The following is a 22,317-nucleotide window of genomic DNA, read 5'->3' on the forward strand; positions in this document are numbered from 1 at the left end:
CCATCAATGAAAAGTGTGGCGATTGTGATCTTTCCCGGCGTCCAGTCATTAGATGTCGCGGGACCATTAGATGTGTTTGCTGAGGCTAACCGTTTTGTACCTGCGGCTAACGGCTATCGCATCATTACGATCGGCACCGCTTCCTATCCGATCATGGCGTCCAACAGCATGCCGCTGGGTGCCGAGGTCGCTATTGAAGACGCCCCTCATCAATTTGACGTGGTGCTGGTGCCCGGAGGCCCGCTGTTGCCTGAAAGCATGCCTCAGCCTGCGATAACCAAGTGGTTGCGTAAAGCGGCGCCGCTCGCTGGGCGCTATGGGTCTATTTGCACCGGAGCGTTTATTTTGGGACATGCCGGGCTGCTTGATGGCAAACAGGCCGCCACTCATTGGAGCCATGCACGCCAACTGGCCGAGCAATTTCCTCTGGCGCGGGTTGAGCCTGACCGAATTTATGTGCGCGATGGTGCGCTCATGACCTGCGCAGGGGTTACTGCCGGAATCGACATGGCTTTGGCATTAGTCTCGGAAGACCACGGGGCAGCGGTGGCATTGACGGTAGCCAAGCGCTTGTTGGTGGTGGTGCAGCGTCAAGGGGGACAATCGCAGTTCAGCCCCTACCTGACAGCGCCCGACAATGAAGGTTCGCCGGTGGCAAAAATCCAGCGCTACGTCATGGAACACATCGCCGAGCCGTTCTCTGTGGAGCGGCTGGCACAAGTGGTTGCGATGAGTCCGCGAAGTTTTGCGCGAATCTTCGCCCGAGACGCGAAAGTGACCCCGGCTGAATTCGTGCAACGGGCGCGGATCGACGCCGCGCGTCATTTACTCGAAGGCAGCCAATTGGCGATCAAGGCCGTGGCCTATCATTGCGGATTTGGCAGTGCCAGCCGCATGCGCCTGATTTTCAGCCAGCGACTTGGGGTAACCCCTACCCAGTACCGCGAACGCTTTCAACAAAATGCATAAGCGTAACTACAAGGTCAGGAATCAGCGCTTACCCATGGACTTGCGAGTGCCATGCGGCGCGGCGCCCGGGATCTTGTTGTGGCTGGCTTTGCCGGACTTCTTGTAATACGGCTCTTCCAAGGTCTTCACTGGCGTGAATTCAGCAGCTTTGAACGAAAACTTGAAGTCCGGAATGATCGCAGTTTTTTTACCTGCAACGATCTCGGCGCCCTGTTCGGCGACGGCTTCAGGAGCTGGCGTGTGTTCGGGGGTAGTCATGGAAGCTCCAAAAGTATCGAGTCTGTCGTAGGGCGATGATGGGCGGTCACCCAAGGCCGCGCAGCATACCTGAATCCTGGACGGCCTGCCGGCACCGCCTCCGACCTCCCATCGCCTTCTATTTGTAAAACAGGTCGATGATGACTTCGGCCTCGAATGCACCCGCTTTGGGGTTGGGGGTTTGCCAAACAAGTTCAGCGTCGAAATCAGCTTTGGCGGACGAGTCATTCCCCAACAGATCGGCCAAATGGAAAGGCTGGTTATAAGGCAGCGTGGCGCCGTTGCCGGAGTTGACAATGCGAATGCCAACGCCGTCGTTGGCTACCGGAACCAGAAAGTCGCCCGATATGATGCCCGATACCGGTTTGAACTGCGCACCGAGGCTGAAAGGCGTGTCACAGGTACGGTTGGTCATCAAAGAAAACGGGCGCCGATCAATCACCCGGCCCACAGCTACCTGCTGAATACCTATTGCGCCAAACTCGACAGTCTCAGGAATCACCTGCAACTCAGCATCACAGGCAACAAACCGCAGGCCACTAAGGTTGTTAATAACGTAGCTGAGGTTATAACCAGGCAGAGGATTCAGCCCCTCCGCGCTGTCCAGTTGCAGCAGTCGGTAATCCTGCAACTGACTGGCCACACCCGAAGGCGGCGTAGGACCAGATTTCTCTATGAACACCGATAAGGCCAAGTTGAAGTTTATACGCGGACAGGCATCGATATTCGACGCCCCTTCATTGCACACTGGCAGGCTTTGTCCGGTGCCAATCCGACCACTGCTTTGAAGATAATCGACGCCATTAAAGGTCAGTCCAACCCTGATACCTTGCCCTACTAACCTGTTGTCCGGGTTAAGGTAAACGAACACTTCTTCCTGTTGCGCCTGCAAACCATCCTTGAAGCACTCAACCTGAACATTGAACTGATCCGAGCGCCAGACAACAGTGCCTTCAGGAGCTGACGCGGGTATAGCAACGGTGCTACCCAGATCAGCTTGAATTACGGAAGATCCGGTCCCCTTGTCTTTGCATACCAACGCAAAACTGGTTACCGGAGTGAACAGTAACAGCGCCGAGATTAGGGAGCGAATGCAGCAGATGTGGGTCATGGTTGTACGTCCTTGATAAATGCGGCGGTCGGCCGCAAACGAGCGTTGAACGGCAAACGCTCTTCAACCTCAGCGCTGTAGTAGCGCGGACCGCCATAGTCGGTGAGTGCCTTGAAGGACAAGTGATGCCACCCTGGATTGCCAGGTGCGACAGCACCCAGTGGCAAGCTGAGGGTCACCCCCGGTGGTAGCAATTGGTAATCGCTGACGAGATGTTTCCCATTCGCGCCATCGAGTTGCACGTGCTGTAGTGAGGCATGGTAGGCAGTGGGATTACTGACCCGCAGAAAGCTCGCGCCCTCTTCATCACGCATCACACTCCACAGCAACGCTTCGGCAGTTTGCGCAGGGTCGCCAGACAAGCCCGGAGGTCGATAAAACACGTTGATGCGTTGGCGAATCGCAATGCTCAGCTGGTTTTCACCCGCCGCCCGCCGGGGGATTTCCATCACGTACAAATGCAGCAATGACTCACGCTGCAGCGGCCTGCCAACACCTTCATACAGAAGACGCAATGCCTGCTTGCGGTTGGCCGACAGTTGCGACAAGTGTGGCGTTACGGCAAAAGGCAGGTCGTTAGACTGATCGGCGTCAATGTCTTCAGCATCGCTGAGCCACGCCTGCAGCAGCACTTCATGATTGCTGCGATTAACGACTTCAATGCTCACTTCACGAAAGTTGCCGTCGAAGATCAATCGTGTTCCGCTCAAAGATACGGCGGCCTGCGCACCAGGAACGTTCAGCAAAAGGCCCACCGCCAACCACCCTAAAATTCCCAGCCGAATCATTGGCAAGTGACCTTCAATCGCTCATAGGCGCGGACCGGATCTTTAGGCGGCAAGCGGTAGGACGCCTGGCAGCTTTGATCGGACCACTTAACTCGCAGCACACCTATGTCCTGATCACTCAACACCAGCGCACGACTCGTGGGATCGACCACTGCCAACGACTTTCCATGTTCGTCTTCCACACTGGCGCCCAGCGGCACTTTGCTGCCATCCACGCGCACTAACTCAAATTGAATACGACGTCCTATCGATGCGTTGAAATGCACAACACTTACAGCACCGCGCCTGGGCACTACCTGAACGATAGCGTCTTCAACATCAATGTCGGCTCCTAACTGCCGCGTATCGAGTGCGACCCAATTAGTGCGATAGGGCTGGGCATAAGGCAACACTGCATAACCATTGGCCGATGTTTCGACGTTGTTGTAGTTGGTCAGCTTCGCGCCGCTGATCTGTGGCACCTCAACCAGCGCAAAGGTTTCACCCAAGGGTTGCCCGAAGTTAATCCCGCCACTATGTCCGACCAATGACCCGGAGGCACCCAGGCTTATCGCATCGTAATTACGACCTTGGCTATACCCCGCTTCGAAACGACCGTACGGCTTCGTGGTCGTAAGTTTCCCCGAACCAAACGAACCGGCACTACGGTCTTGTCCGGCCTGGACCGAGTAAAAGGTATTTCTGTCGTCTAGCACTTGGCCGTTGAGCCCCGCTTGGGCGTTGTAATCGCCGCCGCTGTCGCGTACCAGATTGAACGAAGCCCTGGACGATTTCGAGCTTGACCCCAGTGGCACTGTTAGCCCTACTGAGAGGCGATGGTCGGTACCCGCTTGTCCATCTGCATTCATCTGCTGATTACGCTCAATCGACAGGCTATAGCTGATGGTTTTCCAAGCAGCGTTGTACGACAAGAAAAGCTGGCGCGTGTTACCCGGTAGATTCCAGTAACGCTGATCGCTGGCTGTGAGACTTAACGAACCCGACAGTGCAGGCAATGACTGACTGATGTTGAGTTCAAGGCGGTCTTTTGCCCGACCGACCCCGGTTTGACCGATACGCTCGGCCTGTTCATTAACATGGTCTTCCAGCGTACGAAATTGGTCTGTGGAATAACGATATCCCGCGACGGCAAGGGTGGTGCGGGTCATATCAAGGGTGTTGGCGTAACGCAGGCGCAGGCTCCGCCCTTGTTGAGATTGCTCGCGCTGCGCACTGACGGACTGAGTGAGGTCCGCAGAAAAAGCACCCATGGGTGAGTTGATACCGGCACCGAGATTGGCCGCCTGATAATCCTGCGCCCATTGCACACCGCCAAAACCTGTTAGCCGCTCGGACACACCGTAAACCAGCGTACCCGTGGTGAAAGCGGGGGTCGCCTGATAGTCACTGTTGCTGTCGTATTGCCCGAGCGCGAAGCTGTAGCGCAATGCTCCCTGCGGCACCATGACGGGTAGCGATGCAAACGTCTGAGTGTATGAACGCGTAGTTCCGTTCGCTTCGACGACAGTTACCAACAGATCGCCATTGGAGCCGCTGGGGTAAATGTCATTGATTTCGAACGGGCCGGGAGAAACGGTGTTGCTGTACAGCAAATAACCGTTTTGGCGGACTTCCACCGTGGCATTGGTCTGGGCAATACCGCGAATGGTCGGAGCATATACCCGCTCACTGTCAGGCAACATGCCATCATCCGAACCAATCTCGGCGCCTCTAAAACGCACGCTGTTGAAAATTAATGAATTGGAATACACCTCACCGAGGGTGAGCTGGCTTCTAAGTGCCGTCAGGTCACGCTGGGCATAGGTGCGATTAGTGGTGAATTGGTAAGGCTTATTACCGCCATACGTCAACGAGGATTCATTACGCAGGCGCCAGGCACCTAGATTAAAACCATTGCGCAGCCCCAAATAGTATTGATCATTTTGCTCTTGCTGATTGTGCCGACGCACAGCACTGAAGTTGTAATTGATAAACCCCGCTGTTTCGCCTTCGTCCCACAGTTCTGGCGCCACGTAACCCCGAGCGCTGCGCGCCATCGCAGCCTGTGGCACGCTGATAGACAAGCGAAGATTATTGGGTTGGTACTCGACACGGGCAAACTCGACGTGAGCTGGCAGATCGAAACATGTCGCGGGCAGGCTGTCGCGTCCAAGCGTTGCAGGCTGCTGCAAACGGTCAATATCAAGACCAAAACTTTGAAGCATGTCCAGCGTCAGACATGGCTCGACCCGCTTGGACGTGGGGCTTTGCAAAAAGCCGATATCACGACGCCCGGCCAAGGTGCGATTGACATAAACGTCGATGCTGTAAGTACCGGGCAATACGCTGTTCCCGCGTAGAAACGCGTCAAGATCCGCCGGCTCGTTAGTACCCTGAATAAAGGCGGTGTTGAAGGTGACGGAAGCGGGTTGATCGGCGGCAGCGATTACAGGAGTCGTTAACGCCATGGCAATGCCAATACGAAGACCACTTAGCTTAATCCATGCACTCTCTGCAACCGGGTTTGCGATGAATCGTTTACTGTTAAGCGTGTACCATTCCATGTGCTGTTATCACTCAATCCTTGGGGTACTGTCACGCCGCAGAGTCCTTTCGCACAGGCGCAACCCGCCGAGGATGCGCACAGGTCGCAACTCGGATGCTCGGTATATAAAGGGGGTTCTTTTACTCGCTATTGAGTAACACGATCGCTTTTGTTAGTTAGAACAGCATTGGCCATGTCATGCCCATTTAATAGGGCGCGATATTGCACTTGCCCGCCGAAGTCATTGATGCTGATAAAGCTTACGGACACCGATCGGCCTTTCTGCAGTTTGGTCAGCGCAAGCTCCAAGGATTGTTTCGGCGCCAACATATGGCTCTCCTTACTCATCACCTGACTTATACCGTCATGCGCTTCAATTCTGACCATAGACACATGATAAGAACCTGGATTACTCACCTGCAGAACGCCGTTTCGCAAAAGTCGCCATTGCAGTTGCTGCGGCGCTTGGGACGGTACATCGCTTAATCCCTCAGGGCGGAAAAATACTTTGATGCGCTGACGAATAGCGATCTGCAACGCATTTGCGGCGGCAGTTTGTGGGATCTCTTGAACATTGAGCCAGAAAACTGATTCGCGATCCTGAGGCATGTCGGCACCGGCATACATAATCCTTAGGAGTTGCTTACCGTGGCCAGGCATACGAGTTAAGGCTGGAATGATCACAAACGGCAAATTTGAAGTCTCTTCGGCAGCGGCCTCGAGCCAGGATTGCAAAAGGATTTCCCCGCCCCCGCTGTTGTGAACGCCGAAACTGACTTCTTTGTCCTGCGCCGGATAGATGATACGGGTGGTATTGAGAACAATACCCGCCTGAACGCTGACGGCCGTTAGGAACGCCAGTAATAAGCAGGCATATTTAATAAGGGTGAAACGCATGATGACCGTCGCCTGAAACCGAAGTGTGACGGGGTGAGAAGACTCGCCCCGTCAAGGTTGTTACTCGTAGTCCAGTACGAAAGGCATGAAGCCGTCAGCGTTACCTGGATTAGTTGGCGTACCGTTCAATACATAGACTGCGCCGAAATTCAGCTCAGCCGTTGCACCTCCGGTGCCATCCTTGATCAACGGTTTGTCGATGGTTTCAGTACCGCTCAAGTCCATAATTTGGTTCTGAGCGTTCAGCAGGCCGATACCTACGCCGTCGGCAGCGCCCGTAGTACGCAACAGTTTGGAGTCGTTGTTGTCCAGACCGCTACCCGAGCGTGCGACAAAGCGCATTTTTACCGTGCTGTATTGCTCAACGCCTGCACTGCAGTTGATCAGTAACTGAACCGGCGTAGCGGTTTCCAGCTTGGTATCGCTGGCAGCGCCAATATCGGAGAACGATACATTCCCCAGATCAACGTTAATGTCCCCATTCGGGCCCGCACCTACGCCAGCACCCGGGCCGACTGCGCAGGAAATATTAGTCAGCGTACCGTTGAACACCAATTTTCCGTTATTGGCGGCGTTGGCCGTGCTCACGGCACCCAGACCCATTGCGCCTAACACAGCTAATGCGAGAGAGAGTTTTTTCATACGAATAACATTCCTTGTGTGTGTTTATGTTTTGCCCATCACTGGACGGCCTGAACTATAACGACACGATACAAAGGCCGCTGTCAGGAAAACCACATTATTGATAAGGATTTGGCAACAGTTAGCGAAGGCCTTTTCCGTAGGCAAATTCAGATTATTGATTAAACACCTATGAACGGGGGCTTATAGCGCAGACACAGCATGTAAAACCTTGGCAAAGGTACGAGATAAAAAATTTCGCAACCTGACGCTATATAACTTGAAGCAACATTTCGAAACAGTTGCGGGCTATTGGTACGTAACGATTACAACGCTGGCAGCAGGGTTTTCGTCTGCAATACCCCCTACTAAGGAAATATCGAAGGCCATGACATCACCGCTGCAAGCATTGCGATAGCGGTCCAGAACCAAGGTGACACGGGGTAAAACCTGAATTAGCTGTACTTGCTTCAAGGTTTTTAATTCAAAAAGGTGCCGGACATCACACGATGATTCAACAACCTGTCCCCGGAAATTGAGCACGCCGCCGCTGGCCAGTACTTCGGCACTGAAAGTTAAAATAGCTATTGAAAACAGAATAAAACCTGCCGTTTTTCTGCTCATATCACTACTCCGCCTAGTCATTTTCAGCGAAAGGACAGAAAAGCTTTAAGTAGGAACTTTCCTATACTTCCTTTCAGCAACCTTTCAACAAGCGTTCAATCACCCCTATTAAAAACAACGATTTTAGAAACCTTCGACCCCTATTTTTGTTATCGACAGAAACCGTGGAGTCTTGAGTTTTCGAAGATCTGCTCGCCTACCTCAGCGGAGTTAGATCCTCTTTCGCACTGGCTGACCAAGTCGGCGGGCAAATGAAGCGAATGAAGCTGCGGATATTCGAAAGACCTTCAACAGCTATTCTAGACCACCCCGCCCCTTCACCGGCCTTGCGACACCCAATGACACTGCTTCGAGGTAGATCGCAGGCAAGCGTGCTCATGCTTCACTCCTGATCGACCGTTTTATGGCAACAGTCATCAGTGGCTTTTTTTGCTTAACGTTTTACGAGTTTCCCTGCTTAGCACGCTCTTGAGGCGTCCGCACGCAAATTGGAAATCAACCGTTTCGTCACACCAAGACAGACTTGCAATTATTTTCAAAAAACACTCTGATTCAACCTGTATATTACCCTGCAGATAAAGGCGTTTATTTCTACATAAAATGCTCAATATCCAAATAAATTCAATGAATTATAGATATTCCCAGTATTCATTTTCCGGACTTCAAAAATGGATTCAACGCTCCCCGACCATGAACTGTTAGGCGATAGGTCCAGACCGGAGAATGTTTTGATTTTCGGTAGTGCGTTAGCGGTAATCGCTATTGTGGTCATTGTCACTTCGTTACTCATTCGCGAACGCGCCAGCGCAAAAGATTTCGCCGCCCGCTCAGCGTCTAATATTGTTAAATTGATCAAGTCGGATGTGCAGCGCAACATCGACCTTTACGACACTTCATTGCAAACCATGACCAGCTCCTGGCAGCGTCCCGAGGTTCAGGCCCTCACACCACAACTGCGCCAACAGCTGTTGTTCGACCGCTTCACCGCCGCGCCGTACAAAGGCAATTTGCTTCTACTTGATCAGAAAGGTGACGTGCTCGCGGACTCTCTATCCATTGCATCGAGACCCGATAATTTCGCACACAGGGAGCATTTTCGTGCCCACCAAGCCAACCCTGGCTTGGGTTTACTAATCAGTGACCCCTTCAAATTGCGATCGGGCTATGGCGACTGGTGCATTACGGTTAGCCGACGCATGTCTTCTTCCGACGGCAAATTCATAGGTATTGCTTCGGCGGCGATGCGCTTAATATATTTCAGTAAACTGTTCCAAAGCCTGGATATCGGCAGCAACAGCTACGTTAACCTAATCAATACCAACGGATATTTACTAGCGCGACAACCCGATGTCGGCAATGAAGCCCTTATAGGCAAGGATTTCAGCCAGAGGGAAAATATCAGACGCTTTATTAAGGAAGGCAACGGGACTTTTATCAGCGTCTCCAGCTTCGACCATCAAGAGCGTTTATTCACGTTCTCAAAGGTCGGTGATCTGCCATTAATAGTGGTGATTGGGCAGTCGATGGAGGAAGTTTATGGAACGTGGCTTCGCGGAACATGGCTGGTGGGCGGTGCTACGGGCGTTCTGTGTTTAGGTATTTTTTGGTTGACGTTTCTACTATGCCGGGAGTTGAGGTTACGTCGATGCGCCGAGCAGGGGTTGGCGCAGCTAGCCTCGACCGACGGTTTAACAGGCCTCGCAAACCGCCGTCAGTTGGATAAAGTGCTTAATGCCGAATGGATGCGCGGACTTCGCTCAGGCAAAACGATGTCACTGCTGATGATTGATGTTGACCATTTCAAGGCGTTCAACGATCGCCATGGTCACTTCGGCGGAGACGAAACACTGCGTCACGTTGCAGCAGCCATTCTAGCCAATATCCGTCGTCCAACCGATCTAGCCGCTCGCTACGGAGGCGAGGAATTTTCGGTAATTTTGGCCGAGACCCCACTTGCAGGCGCGGTGCTCATCGCAGAAAAAATCCGAGCGGCTGTAGAGGCATTGCCCACGTTTTCGACTGATGAGCAGGGCGTCACCGTCAGTATCGGGGTCGCCTCCCAAGATCATGTTTCAACGAGTGACCCTGACTTGTTAATCAGCATTGCGGACGCTGCGCTTTACCAAGCCAAGCGCAATGGACGTAATCGCATCGAGTGCGCAAGCGCTTGCAATACCGCCGCCCTTCCTCATGTCTGCCTGTAATCCGTCTAATAAAAAAACGCCAGACAAGCTGACGTTTTTTACCATTACAGCCACGTTAGCTGCGCGCGCGAACCTGATCACGCAAAGCCTTCACCTGATCGTGGTTCCGTTGCGTGCCCCTCAGTTGCTCTTGAATGAGCGCAACAACATTGAAAGGTAAGTTTTTAGAAGTCGCTTTTTCTAATGCATCTTTATAAGCCTTAAGCGCATGATCTTCGCCGCGCTCAACTTCATTAAGAATAGCTTCATCACTTTTACCGGTCACCGCCGACTTCAAGTCAACCCATGCACGGTGCAGCGACGCCCCTACACTCGTGCTGTCTTCTGGATCACCACCCAACGACCGTACTTCAGCTTGAAGCTTGCGAACGGCTGCGGCACATTCTTGTGAACGAGTGATAAAAAAGCCCTTCACTGTCGGATTCTTAATGTCTTCAGCGCTGGAATGAAAACCTTTTTCACCGTCTTTGCTGGTTTCGATAAGATCGTTAAGCACTGAAACAGCTTCTTTATTAATATCAGTCATTTCCAATTCCTCTTTGGTGGATGATGCTAATAAAGAGAGCAGCGACCATGCCAGCTTGTAGTTACAACAAAAAACGTTTAATTTCAAATAATTACAAATTAACTGACTAAATTAAATCGCTCTTTCTGCAAGAACTGTCGTTTAGCCTGCATGCAGAATGCACGTATCTTGCACAACGACACCGCGTGGTCGGCCAAGAGCACATCCAACCAGTGGGCGCACACATGAACCCTCAAAAACTTGAATTACTAGTTACCCGAGAAATGCCCTATGGCAAATACAAAGGCCGACTCATCGCTGATCTGCCGGGGCAATATTTGAACTGGTTTGCTCGGGAAGGGTTTCCCCACGGCGAGCTGGGCGCGCTGCTGGCCCTGATGCATGAAATCGACCACAACGGTTTGGGTGCGCTATTGGACCCTCTGCGAAAAAGCAAACGCCCGTTCCGCTTATGAAGAATCAGGCCATAAAGCACATTGGCGCAGCAAAAAAACGGGGCACCCGACCAAGGCGCCCCGTAAATGGCCGTAAACCAACCGTCAGTAATTAATAATTAAAACCTAATCGAACAACGCCAATGCTTCTGCACTGGCCGCTTGAACACGTGCCCAATCACCGCTTTTGATCCAGGCATTGTCCAGCATCCATGAACCACCTACGCACATCACGTTAGGCAGGGCCATGTAGCTTCGCAGGTTGGCTGGGCTGACGCCGCCAGTTGGGCAAAAACGTACATCAACAAACGGTCCACCGAGGGCTTTAATTGCAGCGACGCCGCCGCTGATTTCTGCCGGGAACAGCTTGAAGCGGCGATAACCCAAGGCATAGCCAACCATGATTTCCGAAGCGCTGCTGATTCCCGGCAACAGCGGCAACTCAGATTCGGTACCCGCCAGCAGCAGGTCATGGGTACAACCGGGCGTAACAATAAACTGCGCACCGGCGGCTTCTGCGTCTGCAAGCATCTTGCGATCCAGAATAGTGCCGGCACCAACGCATAACTCTGGACGCTGCTCACGCAAAACACGAATCGCGGTCAGACCGAACGCAGAGCGCAGGGTCACTTCCAGCGTGGTCAAGCCGCCAGCGGCCAAGGCATCAGCCAACGGCAGAATGTCTTGTTCACGAGCAATAGTAATCACCGGCAAAATCTTCGCTTTAGCGCAGAGCTCGTCGATTTGGGCAATCTTGTTCGCCATGCTATTGAGAGGCCGGTTGCTTTCTATTGTCTTCATAGCGGCGGATCCTTTACTTATGGGCACCAGTAAATCTCTAACGAAGAGTTGAGGAAGGCACGGATTGGCATTTGAGCAAGATCATCGCCCGCCAGTGCCGTGCGCAACGTGTCAAGTTTGGCCTGCCCGGAAATGGACAGGATCGGCAGACCCGCCGAAGCCAACAATTGGCGTGTCAGGGTCAATCGCTGATGCGGTACCGTCGGTGCCAGCATCGGCAGGCAGCGGCGCTGACCGTTAAGATTCAACGCTTCACCCAAATTCGGGCTGTTCGGGAACAGCGACGCGGTATGGCCGTCATCGCCCATGCCTAACACCAGCACGTCAATTGCTGGCAGTTCTGCCAGCGCCAGGTCAGCGGCCTGCGCTGCCTCTTCCAGATTCGCTGCGGCGCTGTAAAGGCTGATAAAACGCGCCTTGGCGACAGGACCTTGCAACAGGTAGCGCTTGAGTAAGCCAGCGTTACTGTCCGGGTGCTCGACCGGCACCCAGCGTTCATCCGCAAGACTGATCACCACTTTCGACCAGTCCACCGCATGCGCGGCCAAGCTCTGGAAGAACGCTACCGGGCTGCGCCCACCAGACACCACTAACGTCGCTACACCATTGGCCGCAATCGCGTTGATCAACTGCTCAGCCACCGCAGCGGCCAACTCATTAGCCAGTTGCGCCGGCTTTGTGAACTCGTGAGCTATAAGGCCCGTTGGCAGTTCAAGTTCATATATCGCCATACCATGCCCTCCCATCACGAGTAATCAAGGCAATGGAGCTCATTGGCCCCCACGATCCGGCGGCGTAAGGCTTGGGCGCATCGCCCGCCTTTTTCCAGCCTGCAATCAGTTGGTCACACCATTGCCATGCGGACTCAATTTCATCTTTACGAACAAACAGGTTCTGATTGCCGCGCATTATTTCCAGCAACAACCGCTCATAGGCATCGGGGGTTCGTGCGCTGTGATAGGTGTCGGAAAAATCCAGTTTCAACGGGCCGCTGCGTAACTGCATGCCTTTGTCCAAACCCTGATCCTTGGTCATCACCTGCAAGGAAATGCCTTCATCGGGCTGCAAGCGAATGATCAATTTATTGCTGATCTGCATCCGCTGCTCCGGGGCGAAAATATAGTGCGGCGGTTCTTTGAAATGGATCACGATCTGCGACAATTTTTGCGGCATGCGTTTACCCGTACGTAAGTAAAACGGCACGCCGGACCAACGCCAGTTGCGGATATCTGCGCGCAGAGCAACAAAAGTTTCTGTGTCGCTCTGCGTGTTGGAATTTTCTTCTTCCAGGTAACCCGGTACGGGCTTACCTTCGCTGTAACCGGCGATGTACTGACCGCGTACAACCTGGGTCGCGAGGCGTTCAGGGGTAAACGGCACCAGCGCTTTGAGCACTTTGACCTTCTCGTCACGAATACTGTCCGCAGACAGGTCGCTTGGCGGGTCCATAGCAATCAGGCAAAGCAGCTGCAGCAAGTGGTTCTGGATCATATCGCGCAGCTGCCCGGCCTGATCGAAATAGCCCCAACGGCCTTCAATCCCAACCTGCTCCGCCACTGTAATTTCCACGTGGGAGATATGGTTCTGGTTCCACTGAGTTTCGAACAAGCTGTTAGCGAATCGCAGGGCAATCAGGTTTTGAACCGTTTCCTTGCCCAGATAATGGTCGATTCGGTAGACGCGGTTTTCCGGAAAAAACTGCGCCACAGCATCGTTAACCCGACGTGAAGAAGCCAAGTCGTGGCCGATAGGTTTTTCCAGCACTGCACGGGTGCGCTCGGTCAGGTTCACCGAGGCCAGGTTTTCGCAGATCGCGCCATACACCGAAGCTGGCGTGGCGAAATACGCGATCATTGTCTCGGCGTTGCCTACTCGCTCAGCGAGTGCGACATAATCGTCGGCCCTGAGAAAATCGACGTGCAGGTAACTCAAACGCGCTTGAAAACGGCTGACCACTTCTTCGTTCAGTTCCGCAGCCGGCACAAAGCGGCGCAGGTGACTGTCGATGTTCGCCAGATGTTGCTGTTCGTCACCGGTTTCACGGGCCAGCGCCAAAATACGCGTGTCCGCGTGCAACAGTCCGGCTTGGTCGAGTTGATACAGAGCAGGAAACAGCTTGCGCAACGCCAGGTCGCCCAAAGCGCCGAACAAGGCAAAGGTGCACGGTTCAACCGTTATCAGAGGCATAATGTTTGTTCTTTTATCAAGTTAGGCTACAAATACCTTTTTTAAAGGCAGGACTCAAGGCCAAATGTAGTAATAATCACAACATTTCGTCTAAAACCAGATTCCTGTGGTGATCGACGAGGCCCATCAGTACGATAGGCCACCTTTGCCCGCACTTGGAAGACTCTCGATGACAGGCAGCGACCAGGCCCGTCTGACGCTGGCCAGACAAGGATATTAAATGGACCGCACGCGCAATCTCCTGGAGCACATTCAGGCTCGGCTTGACGATTTGAACAAGGCTGAGCGCAAGGTCGCCGAGGTGATTTTGCTCAACCCGCAGCAGGCTACCCGCTTGAGCATCGCCGCGCTGGCCCAGGCCGCCAAGGTCAGCGAGCCCACCGTCAACCGCTTCTGCCGCTCGTTTGGCGTCAGCGGTTACCCCGAATTGAAACTGCAATTGGCGCAAAGCCTGGCCAGCGGTGCTGCATACGTTAGTCGTGCGGTAGAGGCTGACGATGTTCCCGAGGCTTATACCCGGAAGATTTTCGGCAGCGCCATCGCCTCACTAGACAGCGCCCTGCAACAACTTGATCCGAACCTGGTTAGCAAAGCCGTGGACCTATTGATTCAGGCGCGACAGATTCACTTTTTTGGCCTCGGCGCCTCGGCACCGGTTGCCCTCGACGCGCAACATAAGTTTTTTCGCTTCAACCTGGCTGTCACCGCCCACGCCGATGTGCTGATGCAACGCATGATCGCCTCAGTGGCCCATACCGGTGAGTTGTTCGTAATCATTTCCTACACCGGGCGTACAAGGGAGCTAGTAGAAGTGGCACGCATCGCCCGCGAAAACGGGGCATCGGTGTTAGGACTGACTGCAGAAGGTTCACCACTGGCCAAGGCCAGCACCTTAAGCCTGAACATTCCACTGCCAGAAGACACCGACATCTATATGCCCATGACTTCGCGGATCATCCAGCTTACCGTGCTCGATGTCTTAGCAACGGGCATGACCTTGCGCCGAGGCGTGGATTTTCAACCGCATCTGCGCAAGATCAAAGAAAGCCTCAATGCCAGCCGGTATCCGATTGATGATGAGTTGATTTAGGAGCTGGGTTCGCTATCAATGCATCGGTTATTGAATTGTAGGGACTGGCGAAATCCCGAGGAGAGCGCCCCTTCGGGACAATCCAAGGTTATGCGCTCAATCCACCAAATGCGCCTGCAAGCTCAAATGCGCCTCCTCCCCCGGCGCAAGGCTTAGGCTGCTGGAACCTCCTGAAGCAGCTTGGACACAAACAAAACCCAGCGCCTCGTTACCGCCCACTCCCATTAACGGACGACTGCCTGGGTGCCAGATGACAGTGCTGGTGCTATCGCTGATGTCAATGCACAAATTGCGCTGCCAGGCCTCGTCCTGAAGCTGTAACTCTCCGGCATGACTGAACACCCGCTGACAACCGCCTTCAATGCGTAGCGATCCCTTCTGCACACAAGCCTGTCGATTCATTTGATCGTAGCCACGGGCGCCATCAAGGCCTTCCAAGGCGACATCGGTCACGTCGCTGATGCGCCAATAAGCGTGCAACGCCTGACCGAACAGGCAGGGCTCAATGTCTTGGTGTTTAGTACTCAAGCGCAGCTCCATGCCTTGCCCCAGGTCGGCGTGCAGATCGACCTGCCAATCCCACAGTTTCAAACGCCAGTGCAGATGGACGCCAGATTCGTCCTCAGTGCTGTCGATCAACTTCCAATCCAGCAACCGCGCCCACCCATGGGAAGGCCACACGCCTTCGCTAGGGTGGCGACCGTACCAAGGCCAGCAGATAGGCACCCCTCCACGGATTGCACCAACTTGCGGCCAACGCGCAGCGCACCACAACCAGGGACGCTGACCACGAGGTTGAAAATGCAGCAATTGTCCGCCCTGACGGCTGAATGCCGCTTGGCATTGAGGGTGATCAATCAGCAACACATCCCGCTGTTGATAGCGTTCCCACTGAAAAGTTGGTCTGGCCCGCGACCCATAAAAAAAACGCTGTAGCGGATGCTCAAGCATGTGCCCGGTCCTAAAAATCATGCTGCCCAAACCCTAGGCAACGATGTGCAGGCGACATAGTCATGTCGTTTGCTGCACAGCCATGCGAGGACCGACAGGCCTGCTCCCATGTCAGTGCTGAATGGCTTCCAAAAAAAACGGATAGCCATGGCTATCCGCAAAATGAGCACAAAGAGAAAGAACTTATTGCAACATCGTTAAAACACCGTCTGAATTTTCAGGCCGGCCACAACCGCGTTGTCAACTTTGTCCACGCCACCTGGATGGGTGATGTATTGCAGGTTAGGACGCACGGTCAACCAGTTGGTCACGTGGAAGCCGTAGTTGAGTTCGTAGTTGTACTCGGTGCTGCGCAGCGGGGCGTACAACGGATTGTCGTAGTCGGTGACGCCGTTGCTCGCATTGAGCAATTCAGCGTTTTTCTTCACGTCATTGTTAACATGGATACGCGCAAAACCGATCCCCATGTCATCCTTTGGACGCATATCGAACGGGCCTTTGTACACAAACATCAGCGACTGGTAATTGTCGATGAAGTTGGTGTCCTTGTCGTGAAAGGTAACGTTGGCCGCGACTTGCAGACCGCGCGAAGCGTCGCCGTTGTGGGTAGTGAGTTGCTGTTGTATTACGCCCCAGTAGCCGTGCTTGCTGCTGTGAACTTTGTAGCCGTTACCGGTAGTCGCTGCATTATTGCCGTTGTCGTCCTGAAGAACGTCATTGGCGTTGGCTGAGCTCTTGTAGTAACCCACACGGTACTCGCCCGGCAGACCGTTGGGGTTCGGCGACCAGACCAGTTCGACCGGTATGAGGGCACCCTTGGTCCCACTGCCGCTGAGTTTGAAGCCGTTGCCGTGTTCCAGTTGCGAAGGGTTCTGGTCGTACACACCGATCTGCGCATAAAACTCAGGGGTGATGTTGTACTTCACCCGCAAAGCTGCCTGCATGACCGGCCAGTTGTACCAGATGTTCGTCGCCCAGTTACCCGCCTGGGAACCGCAGAACGCCAGGTTCTGGAATTCACAGGGGAAAGTGTTGAAGTCTTCACCTTCGCCGAAGTAACCAGCTTTAATGTCCAGTTTGTTGTCGAGGAACTGATGCTGAATCCACAATTGGGTCAGGCGCACCATGTGGCCACGGCCGTACACCTCTTGGGAAGAACTCAAGGTGCCGGCTCGTGGGTCACCAATACGGTCATTGGAAATGTTTTGACCATTACGATTGGTGAGCTGGATCTTGGCCTGGGTGTTATCCCAGCCCACCAGCTTTTGCAGATCTAACGCCACGCCCAGACCAAACTGGTCGGAGTAGCGCGCAGTCTTGTCGTTGTTGTAGCCACCATGCAGGTTGCCGCCTACTTCACCGACGTAATCCGCCTTGATGTCGATACCTTGCTCGATCAACTTGGTCCGCTCGCCGCCCCAGTCGCCGGTCATCCATTTGGAATCGGCACTGAAAGCTTCGTCTGCCATCGCATTGGCAGAAAGAACCAGCGCTGCAACCGCTGACAGTTGGCAGAGCAAACGGGTGTTGTTGTGTTGCTTTTTCATCCCTACATCCTCATTTTATTGTTATTAGCTTAAGTACATGGTCTGCAGCATTTGCTCCGTCTTGCTGGTGGACCGACCTTCACGGCAGACCCGATCAACCAACTGTGCTCAAGCAGCCTTCAATGACTACGGTTTATCTGTGTAACGTTACCCCCACGCTCGGTGGGTTGCGGCGTCCCCAAAATACCTAGACGCTCGCCGCTCTTGGCGTCAAACAGCAAGACTTTGGACGGATCAAATTGCAAGGTCAGCGACTCGCCCACTTGCGGTGCGACATCCGGTGCCAAGCGACAACAAACCTTGCTGCCGTTCAGCAAAACGAATACCAATGTATCGGGCCCCGTAGGTTCGGTGACTTGGACCTCAGCGCGGATAGTCGGCAATCCATTCGCTTCGATGCTAGCCAAAACGATCTGTTCAGGACGCATACCGAGGATCACTTCACGGTCTTCAAGCCCGGCGTCAAGTATGCCCAGCGGCAGTTCACAGCGTGCTTGCCCGCTGTCCAGCAGCGCTAAAAGCCGTCCGTCTTTGCGTTGTAAGCGCAACGGTATGAAGTTCATCGGTGGCGAACCGATAAAGCTGGCAACGAACAAGTTGGCCGGGTCGTTGTAGATCTGCTGCGGGGTACCAAACTGCTGGATGATTCCGTCTTTCATCACGGCCACTTTGTCGCCCAGGGTCATGGCTTCAATCTGGTCATGGGTAACGTAAACGGTGGTGGTTTTATTGCGCTGGTGCATCAACTTCATTTCGGTGCGCATCTCGACTCGCAACTTGGCGTCGAGGTTGGACAGTGGCTCGTCGAACAGGTTGATTTTTGGCCGACGCGCAAGTGCGCGCCCCATGGCTACACGCTGCTGCTGGCCGCCAGACAGCTGCCCGGGTTTGCGGTTAAGCAGATGCTCGATTTGCAACAACTTGGAAACCCGAGAGACCTCTTCTTCAATTGCAGCGGGCGCCATTTTGCGAATCTTCAGGCCAAAGGAAATGTTCTCGCGCACGGTCATGGTTGGATACAGCGCGTAAGACTGGAACACCATGGCGATGTCACGATCCTTGGGACTCATGCCGCTGATGTCAGCGTCATCGATCAAAATTGATCCACCGCTGATGCTTTCCAATCCTGCGATGCAATTCATCAACGTCGACTTTCCGCAGCCGGAAGGACCCACAAGGATCAAAAACTCACCGTCATTGATCTTCAACTCGATATTTTTCAAGGTGTCCGGCAAACCGCTGCCGTAGGTCTTGTTAACGTTACGTAATTCTAGAGTTGCCATGCCTTACCCCTTGACCGCGCCGGCCGTCAGGCCTCGCACGAAATACTTGCCAGCGACGATGTACACCAACAGCGTTGGCAAGCCAGCGATCATTGCAGCCGCCATATCGACGTTATATTCCTTGGCGCCAGTGCTGGTGTTGACCAGGTTATTCAGCGCCACTGTGATCGGTTGCGAGTCGCCGCTGGAGAAGACCACGCCAAACAAGAAGTCATTCCAGATTTGAGTGGATTGCCAAATCAGGCAGACCATGATGATCGGGGTCGACATTGGCAGGATGATCTTCATGAAAATCGTAAAGAACCCGGCGCCGTCAAGCCGCGCGGCCTTGACCAGTGCATCCGGGATGCTGACGTAGTAGTTGCGAAAAAACAGGGTAGTAAATGCCAGTCCATAGACAATGTGCACAATCACCAGGCCAGTGGTGGTGCTGGCCAGCCCCATTTTGCCAAGGGTAAAAGACGCTGGCAGCAACACGGTCTGGAACGGCAGGAAGCAGCCGAACAGCAGCAGGCCAAAAAACAATTGCGAGCCGCGAAAGCGCCACATCGACAGCACGTAACCGTTCAGGGCGCCAATGGCCGTAGAGATCAGAACCGCCGGAACAGTGATTTTGATCGAGTTCCAGAAATAGCCATCCACGGTCGCCCAGGCTTTAACCCAACCAATGGAGGTGACCACCGTCGGCCAGCTCAACAAGTTGCCGCTGCTGATGTCTGCCGGTGTTTTGAAGCTGGTTAGCAACATCACCACCAACGGCACCAGGTACAGCAAACATGCGAAAATCAGGACCGCGTGAATCGCGATCCGACTAAGGCTGAAAGATGATTTATTCGCCAGACTACTCATCGCGCTTGGCCCTCAATTCGGAATACAGATAAGGCACGACGATGGCAAGAATCGCCCCGAGCATCAGCATCGCACTGGCAGAGCCCATGCCCATCTGGCCGCGACTGAAGGTGAACGAATACATAAACATGGCAGGCAAGTCCGATGAGTAACCCGGGCCGCCAGCAGTCATCGCTGCTACTAGGTCAAAACTCTTGATGGCAATGTGCGCCAGGATCATCACAGCGCTGAAGAACACCGGCCGTAGACTAGGAAGAACGACCTTGAGATAGATGTGAGGCAAGCTGGCGCCATCAATCTGCGCAGCACGAATAATTGATTGATCAACACCACGCAGACCGGCAAGAAACATAGCCATGATAAAGCCCGATGCCTGCCAAACTGCTGCAATGACCAAGCAGTAGACCACGCGATTCGGGTCCACCAGCCAGTCCAGACGAAAGCCTTCCCATCCCCAGTCGCGCAGCATCTTGTCCAGGCCCATGCCGGGATTAAGCAGCCACTTCCAAGCGGTACCGGTGACGATCATCGAGAGCGCCATCGGGTACAGATAAATAGTGCGAATAAACCCTTCACGGCGAATGCGCTGATCGAGGAATACCGCCAACACCACGCCAACCACTAGGCTGATGGCGATGAACATGCTGCCAAAGACAGCCAGGTTTTTGCTTGCAACCCACCAGCGATCGTTATCGAACAAGCGAGCATACTGAGCCAATCCCGCCCAGCTATAAGACGGTAGAAAAGTAGAGGTGGTGAACGACAACACAAACGTCCACAGGATATAACCGTAAAAGCCGACCAATACGACGAACATGCTCGGCGCCAGCACCAACTTTGGTAACCAGCGTTGAAGCACGTCGAGCGGCGAGGCTTTGCTGATAACAGCGACAGAGCTCATCGAAAAATCCACGTCAGAAACATCAATACCCGTTCGCAGTTGTGCCTGAAACCAAACTCCGGTTTCATCAGCACGAACTGCGGCTGGGGCTTACTGCTGGCAAGCCAGCAGTGGTTAGATTTATAGGTTCACTTGGCTGATTTAATTGCCGATGCCAACTGCGTCGCTGCCTTCGCAGGATCAGCGGCTGGATCGTTGATGTAGTTAGTGACCACATCGAAAATCGCACCTTGCACAGCCAGCGTCGTTGCCATGTTGTGTGCCATGCTCGGCTGCAGGCCGCCGGTTTTAGCGTCAGCCAGGAAGTCCTTGGCTGCCGTCTGGGCACAGGAGTCGAAGCCGTACTTGTTCATGTCCTTCAGCATGTCGAGACGAACCGGAATCGAGCCTTTGTTGATACTGAAGACTTTCTGAAAGTTCTCACCCAACGCGACTTTGGCCAAGTCTTGTTGAGCAGCCGTTGTACCCGCATCCTTTTGCTTAAACACGGCCAGGGAGTCGATGTTGTAGGTGAAGGCATGTTCGGTGCCAGGGAACGGAACGCACTCGTAATCCTTGCCCGCTACCTTATGCGCCGCAGTCCATTCACTTTTGGCCCAATCGCCCATCATCTGCATACCGGCCTTGCCATTAATCACGTCGGCAGCAGCGAGGTTCCAATCACGACCCGCTCGGTTAGCGTCCATGTAAGTAGCGATTTTCTTCAACTCGGTGAATGACTTCACCATTCCCGGACCAGTGAGGGTTTTTCCATCAAGATCTACAAACGCTTTCTTGAAACCATCAGCGCCCATAACCGATAGCACTACGTCTTCGAAGACGGTGCTGTCCTGCCACGGTTGACCACCGTGGGCCAGGGCAATGAAACCGGCAGCCTTGAGTTTGTCGCCGGCTGCGTAGAATTCTTCGAGGGTGGTGGGGGCCTTGGCGATACCGGCTTTCTTGAAGACTTCAGGGTTGATCCACAGCCAATTCACACGGTGGATGTTCACCGGAACAGCAACGTAGTCACCTTTGTACTTCACCGTGTCGGACACTTTTTTGTCTAGTAGGCTGTCCCACTTCTCTTCTTTGGAGACATTTTTCAGCACGTCGGTATCGAGTAGACCAGTAGAGGCCCACTCCTGAATATCCGGACCTTTAATCTGAGCAACGCCCGGAGGATTACCGGCAACCGCGCGACTTTTGAGCACGGTCATCGCGGTAGAACCGCCGCCGCCGGCTACAGCGCCGTCTTTCCAAGTGAACCCGTCTTTTTCAACTTGAGCTTTCAGTACATCGACCGCAGCTTTTTCTCCGCCGGATGTCCACCAATGCACTACTTCCACAGTACCTTTGGAGTCAGCAGCTTGAACGCTCAGAGGGAACAACGAGGCGAGAGAAATGACGGCGGCGAGGCGGGAAATTGAATTCATCTGATTACCTTTTCTTGTTGTTATACATGAGCAAGTCTGGAGCTTGCGCTGCATGGATTCTAACCAAGGGATTGAGCAATACCGTAACGAAGGGACGCGCAATGGTCACAGACTGGTTACATTCACACAAAATGGTACAAGCCGGTCTATAGGGGGCTCGCGGGAGACGCCGAAGATTCTGTGGGACCGAATTCATTCGGGAAGCGGTCAATCAGATGGATCGCGTCAAACCATTCGCGAATGAATTCGCTCCCACTGAATGAACTGCGCCCCAAATGTTGGACAGTGATTGAATAAGCTACGCGGCCTGAGTTCTGTATGCCACTGGACTCAAGCC

General features: G+C 53.6%; 21 protein-coding genes. 4 read left to right on the plus strand and 17 right to left on the minus strand.

Annotation, left to right across the window (positions count from 1 at the left end):
* The first annotated feature begins 6 nt into the window (after window positions 1-6).
* On the plus strand, window positions 7-969 hold the full coding sequence (locus tag QN378_RS08820; protein ID WP_323550698.1) for a GlxA family transcriptional regulator: 963 nt from the start codon (window positions 7-9) through the stop codon (window positions 967-969).
* A gap of 21 nt (window positions 970-990) precedes the next feature.
* On the opposite strand, the gene QN378_RS08825 is transcribed toward QN378_RS08820, so the two are convergent.
* The 7 genes from QN378_RS08825 to QN378_RS08855 all read right to left on the minus strand — a co-directional run bounded on the left by QN378_RS08825 (window position 991) and on the right by QN378_RS08855 (window position 7,792).
* Entirely contained in the window at window positions 991-1,227 is a 237-nt protein-coding gene (locus QN378_RS08825; RefSeq protein ID WP_322201387.1) for a hypothetical protein, read from the minus strand.
* A 118-nt stretch (window positions 1,228-1,345) separates the two neighbouring features.
* Entirely contained in the window at window positions 1,346-2,338 is a 993-nt protein-coding gene (locus tag QN378_RS08830; RefSeq protein ID WP_322201386.1) for a fimbrial protein, read from the minus strand.
* Window positions 2,335-3,126, minus strand: coding sequence for a molecular chaperone (locus QN378_RS08835; RefSeq protein WP_322201384.1), 792 nt, complete (start codon window positions 3,124-3,126; stop codon window positions 2,335-2,337). Before QN378_RS08835 ends, QN378_RS08830 begins: the two co-directional genes overlap by 4 nt.
* Window positions 3,123-5,573, minus strand: a complete 2,451-nt coding sequence (locus tag QN378_RS08840; protein ID WP_322201381.1) for a fimbria/pilus outer membrane usher protein — start codon at window positions 5,571-5,573, stop codon at window positions 3,123-3,125. Before QN378_RS08840 ends, QN378_RS08835 begins: the two co-directional genes overlap by 4 nt.
* 224 nt (window positions 5,574-5,797) lie before the next feature.
* Window positions 5,798-6,547, minus strand: a complete 750-nt coding sequence (locus QN378_RS08845; RefSeq protein ID WP_322201379.1) for a molecular chaperone — start codon at window positions 6,545-6,547, stop codon at window positions 5,798-5,800.
* A gap of 60 nt (window positions 6,548-6,607) precedes the next feature.
* Window positions 6,608-7,189 carry a fimbrial protein gene (locus QN378_RS08850; protein WP_322201377.1) on the minus strand — a complete coding sequence of 194 codons (582 nt, stop codon included), beginning with the start codon at window positions 7,187-7,189 and terminating at the stop codon, window positions 6,608-6,610.
* 288 nt (window positions 7,190-7,477) lie between these two features.
* Entirely contained in the window at window positions 7,478-7,792 is a 315-nt protein-coding gene (locus QN378_RS08855) for a hypothetical protein (RefSeq protein ID WP_322201375.1), read from the minus strand.
* A 668-nt stretch (window positions 7,793-8,460) separates the two neighbouring features.
* Between QN378_RS08855 and QN378_RS08860 the strand changes: the two genes are divergently transcribed.
* On the plus strand, window positions 8,461-9,996 hold the full coding sequence (locus tag QN378_RS08860) for a sensor domain-containing diguanylate cyclase (protein ID WP_322201374.1): 1,536 nt from the start codon (window positions 8,461-8,463) through the stop codon (window positions 9,994-9,996).
* 55 nt (window positions 9,997-10,051) lie between these two features.
* Here the strand turns inward: QN378_RS08860 and QN378_RS08865 are convergent, their stop codons facing one another.
* On the minus strand, window positions 10,052-10,522 hold the full coding sequence (locus QN378_RS08865) for a PA2169 family four-helix-bundle protein (RefSeq protein ID WP_322201373.1): 471 nt from the start codon (window positions 10,520-10,522) through the stop codon (window positions 10,052-10,054).
* A 224-nt stretch (window positions 10,523-10,746) separates the two neighbouring features.
* Between QN378_RS08865 and QN378_RS08870 the strand changes: the two genes are divergently transcribed.
* Window positions 10,747-10,977, plus strand: a complete 231-nt coding sequence (locus QN378_RS08870; protein ID WP_322201372.1) for a DUF3820 family protein — start codon at window positions 10,747-10,749, stop codon at window positions 10,975-10,977.
* A 105-nt stretch (window positions 10,978-11,082) separates the two neighbouring features.
* On the opposite strand, the gene QN378_RS08875 is transcribed toward QN378_RS08870, so the two are convergent.
* From QN378_RS08875 to zwf, 3 genes are read right to left on the minus strand one after another with little or no spacing between them, the layout of a single operon-like run.
* Window positions 11,083-11,757 carry a bifunctional 4-hydroxy-2-oxoglutarate aldolase/2-dehydro-3-deoxy-phosphogluconate aldolase gene (locus QN378_RS08875; RefSeq protein ID WP_322201370.1) on the minus strand — a complete coding sequence of 225 codons (675 nt, stop codon included), beginning with the start codon at window positions 11,755-11,757 and terminating at the stop codon, window positions 11,083-11,085.
* A gap of 17 nt (window positions 11,758-11,774) precedes the next feature.
* Entirely contained in the window at window positions 11,775-12,488 is a 714-nt protein-coding gene (gene pgl / locus QN378_RS08880) for a 6-phosphogluconolactonase (RefSeq protein ID WP_322201368.1), read from the minus strand.
* Window positions 12,475-13,944 (minus strand): glucose-6-phosphate dehydrogenase, encoded by a 1,470-nt coding sequence (gene zwf / locus QN378_RS08885; protein WP_322201366.1) that lies wholly within the window; start codon window positions 13,942-13,944, stop codon window positions 12,475-12,477. The genes pgl and zwf overlap by 14 nt, the downstream gene beginning before the upstream one ends.
* 220 nt (window positions 13,945-14,164) lie before the next feature.
* Here zwf and QN378_RS08890 point away from each other — a divergent pair, with 220 nt between their 5' ends.
* Entirely contained in the window at window positions 14,165-15,034 is an 870-nt protein-coding gene (locus QN378_RS08890; protein ID WP_322201364.1) for a MurR/RpiR family transcriptional regulator, read from the plus strand.
* A gap of 96 nt (window positions 15,035-15,130) precedes the next feature.
* Here QN378_RS08890 and QN378_RS08895 read toward each other — a convergent pair whose 3' ends face one another.
* From QN378_RS08895 to QN378_RS08920, 6 genes are all read right to left on the minus strand, one after another.
* Window positions 15,131-15,985 carry a D-hexose-6-phosphate mutarotase gene (locus QN378_RS08895; protein ID WP_322206819.1) on the minus strand — a complete coding sequence of 285 codons (855 nt, stop codon included), beginning with the start codon at window positions 15,983-15,985 and terminating at the stop codon, window positions 15,131-15,133.
* Window positions 15,986-16,182: 197 nt separating this feature from the next.
* Window positions 16,183-17,532, minus strand: a complete 1,350-nt coding sequence (locus QN378_RS08900; RefSeq protein WP_322201362.1) for a carbohydrate porin — start codon at window positions 17,530-17,532, stop codon at window positions 16,183-16,185.
* A 119-nt stretch (window positions 17,533-17,651) separates the two neighbouring features.
* Entirely contained in the window at window positions 17,652-18,815 is a 1,164-nt protein-coding gene (locus QN378_RS08905; protein WP_322201360.1) for an ABC transporter ATP-binding protein, read from the minus strand.
* Window positions 18,816-18,818: 3 nt separating this feature from the next.
* Entirely contained in the window at window positions 18,819-19,664 is an 846-nt protein-coding gene (locus QN378_RS08910; protein ID WP_322201358.1) for a carbohydrate ABC transporter permease, read from the minus strand.
* A complete protein-coding gene (locus QN378_RS08915) occupies window positions 19,657-20,565 on the minus strand; it encodes a sugar ABC transporter permease (RefSeq protein ID WP_322201356.1) in 909 nt (302 codons plus the stop codon). The genes QN378_RS08910 and QN378_RS08915 overlap by 8 nt, the downstream gene beginning before the upstream one ends.
* A gap of 128 nt (window positions 20,566-20,693) precedes the next feature.
* Entirely contained in the window at window positions 20,694-21,980 is a 1,287-nt protein-coding gene (locus QN378_RS08920; protein ID WP_322201354.1) for an ABC transporter substrate-binding protein, read from the minus strand.
* Window positions 21,981-22,317: the final 337 nt, after the last annotated feature.

Source organism: Pseudomonas sp. 10S5 (genome assembly GCF_035019745.1).
GTDB lineage: Bacteria > Pseudomonadota > Gammaproteobacteria > Pseudomonadales > Pseudomonadaceae > Aquipseudomonas.

Bases quoted from the DNA above. Each gene is read 5' to 3' on its own strand.
- QN378_RS08820 (WP_323550698.1), top strand. From the start codon at position 7: ATGAAAAGTGTGGCGATTGTGATCTTTCCCGGCGTCCAGTCATTAGAT.
- QN378_RS08825 (WP_322201387.1), bottom strand. From the start codon at position 1,227: ATGACTACCCCCGAACACACGCCAGCTCCTGAAGCCGTCGCCGAACAG.
- QN378_RS08830 (WP_322201386.1), bottom strand. From the start codon at position 2,338: ATGACCCACATCTGCTGCATTCGCTCCCTAATCTCGGCGCTGTTACTG.
- QN378_RS08835 (WP_322201384.1), bottom strand. From the start codon at position 3,126: ATGATTCGGCTGGGAATTTTAGGGTGGTTGGCGGTGGGCCTTTTGCTG.
- QN378_RS08840 (WP_322201381.1), bottom strand. From the start codon at position 5,573: ATGGCGTTAACGACTCCTGTAATCGCTGCCGCCGATCAACCCGCTTCC.
- QN378_RS08845 (WP_322201379.1), bottom strand. From the start codon at position 6,547: ATGCGTTTCACCCTTATTAAATATGCCTGCTTATTACTGGCGTTCCTA.
- QN378_RS08850 (WP_322201377.1), bottom strand. From the start codon at position 7,189: ATGAAAAAACTCTCTCTCGCATTAGCTGTGTTAGGCGCAATGGGTCTG.
- QN378_RS08855 (WP_322201375.1), bottom strand. From the start codon at position 7,792: ATGAGCAGAAAAACGGCAGGTTTTATTCTGTTTTCAATAGCTATTTTA.
- QN378_RS08860 (WP_322201374.1), top strand. From the start codon at position 8,461: ATGGATTCAACGCTCCCCGACCATGAACTGTTAGGCGATAGGTCCAGA.
- QN378_RS08865 (WP_322201373.1), bottom strand. From the start codon at position 10,522: ATGACTGATATTAATAAAGAAGCTGTTTCAGTGCTTAACGATCTTATC.
- QN378_RS08870 (WP_322201372.1), top strand. From the start codon at position 10,747: ATGAACCCTCAAAAACTTGAATTACTAGTTACCCGAGAAATGCCCTAT.
- QN378_RS08875 (WP_322201370.1), bottom strand. From the start codon at position 11,757: ATGAAGACAATAGAAAGCAACCGGCCTCTCAATAGCATGGCGAACAAG.
- pgl (WP_322201368.1), bottom strand. From the start codon at position 12,488: ATGGCGATATATGAACTTGAACTGCCAACGGGCCTTATAGCTCACGAG.
- zwf (WP_322201366.1), bottom strand. From the start codon at position 13,944: ATGCCTCTGATAACGGTTGAACCGTGCACCTTTGCCTTGTTCGGCGCT.
- QN378_RS08890 (WP_322201364.1), top strand. From the start codon at position 14,165: ATGGACCGCACGCGCAATCTCCTGGAGCACATTCAGGCTCGGCTTGAC.
- QN378_RS08895 (WP_322206819.1), bottom strand. From the start codon at position 15,985: ATGCTTGAGCATCCGCTACAGCGTTTTTTTTATGGGTCGCGGGCCAGA.
- QN378_RS08900 (WP_322201362.1), bottom strand. From the start codon at position 17,532: ATGAAAAAGCAACACAACAACACCCGTTTGCTCTGCCAACTGTCAGCG.
- QN378_RS08905 (WP_322201360.1), bottom strand. From the start codon at position 18,815: ATGGCAACTCTAGAATTACGTAACGTTAACAAGACCTACGGCAGCGGT.
- QN378_RS08910 (WP_322201358.1), bottom strand. From the start codon at position 19,664: ATGAGTAGTCTGGCGAATAAATCATCTTTCAGCCTTAGTCGGATCGCG.
- QN378_RS08915 (WP_322201356.1), bottom strand. From the start codon at position 20,565: ATGAGCTCTGTCGCTGTTATCAGCAAAGCCTCGCCGCTCGACGTGCTT.
- QN378_RS08920 (WP_322201354.1), bottom strand. From the start codon at position 21,980: ATGAATTCAATTTCCCGCCTCGCCGCCGTCATTTCTCTCGCCTCGTTG.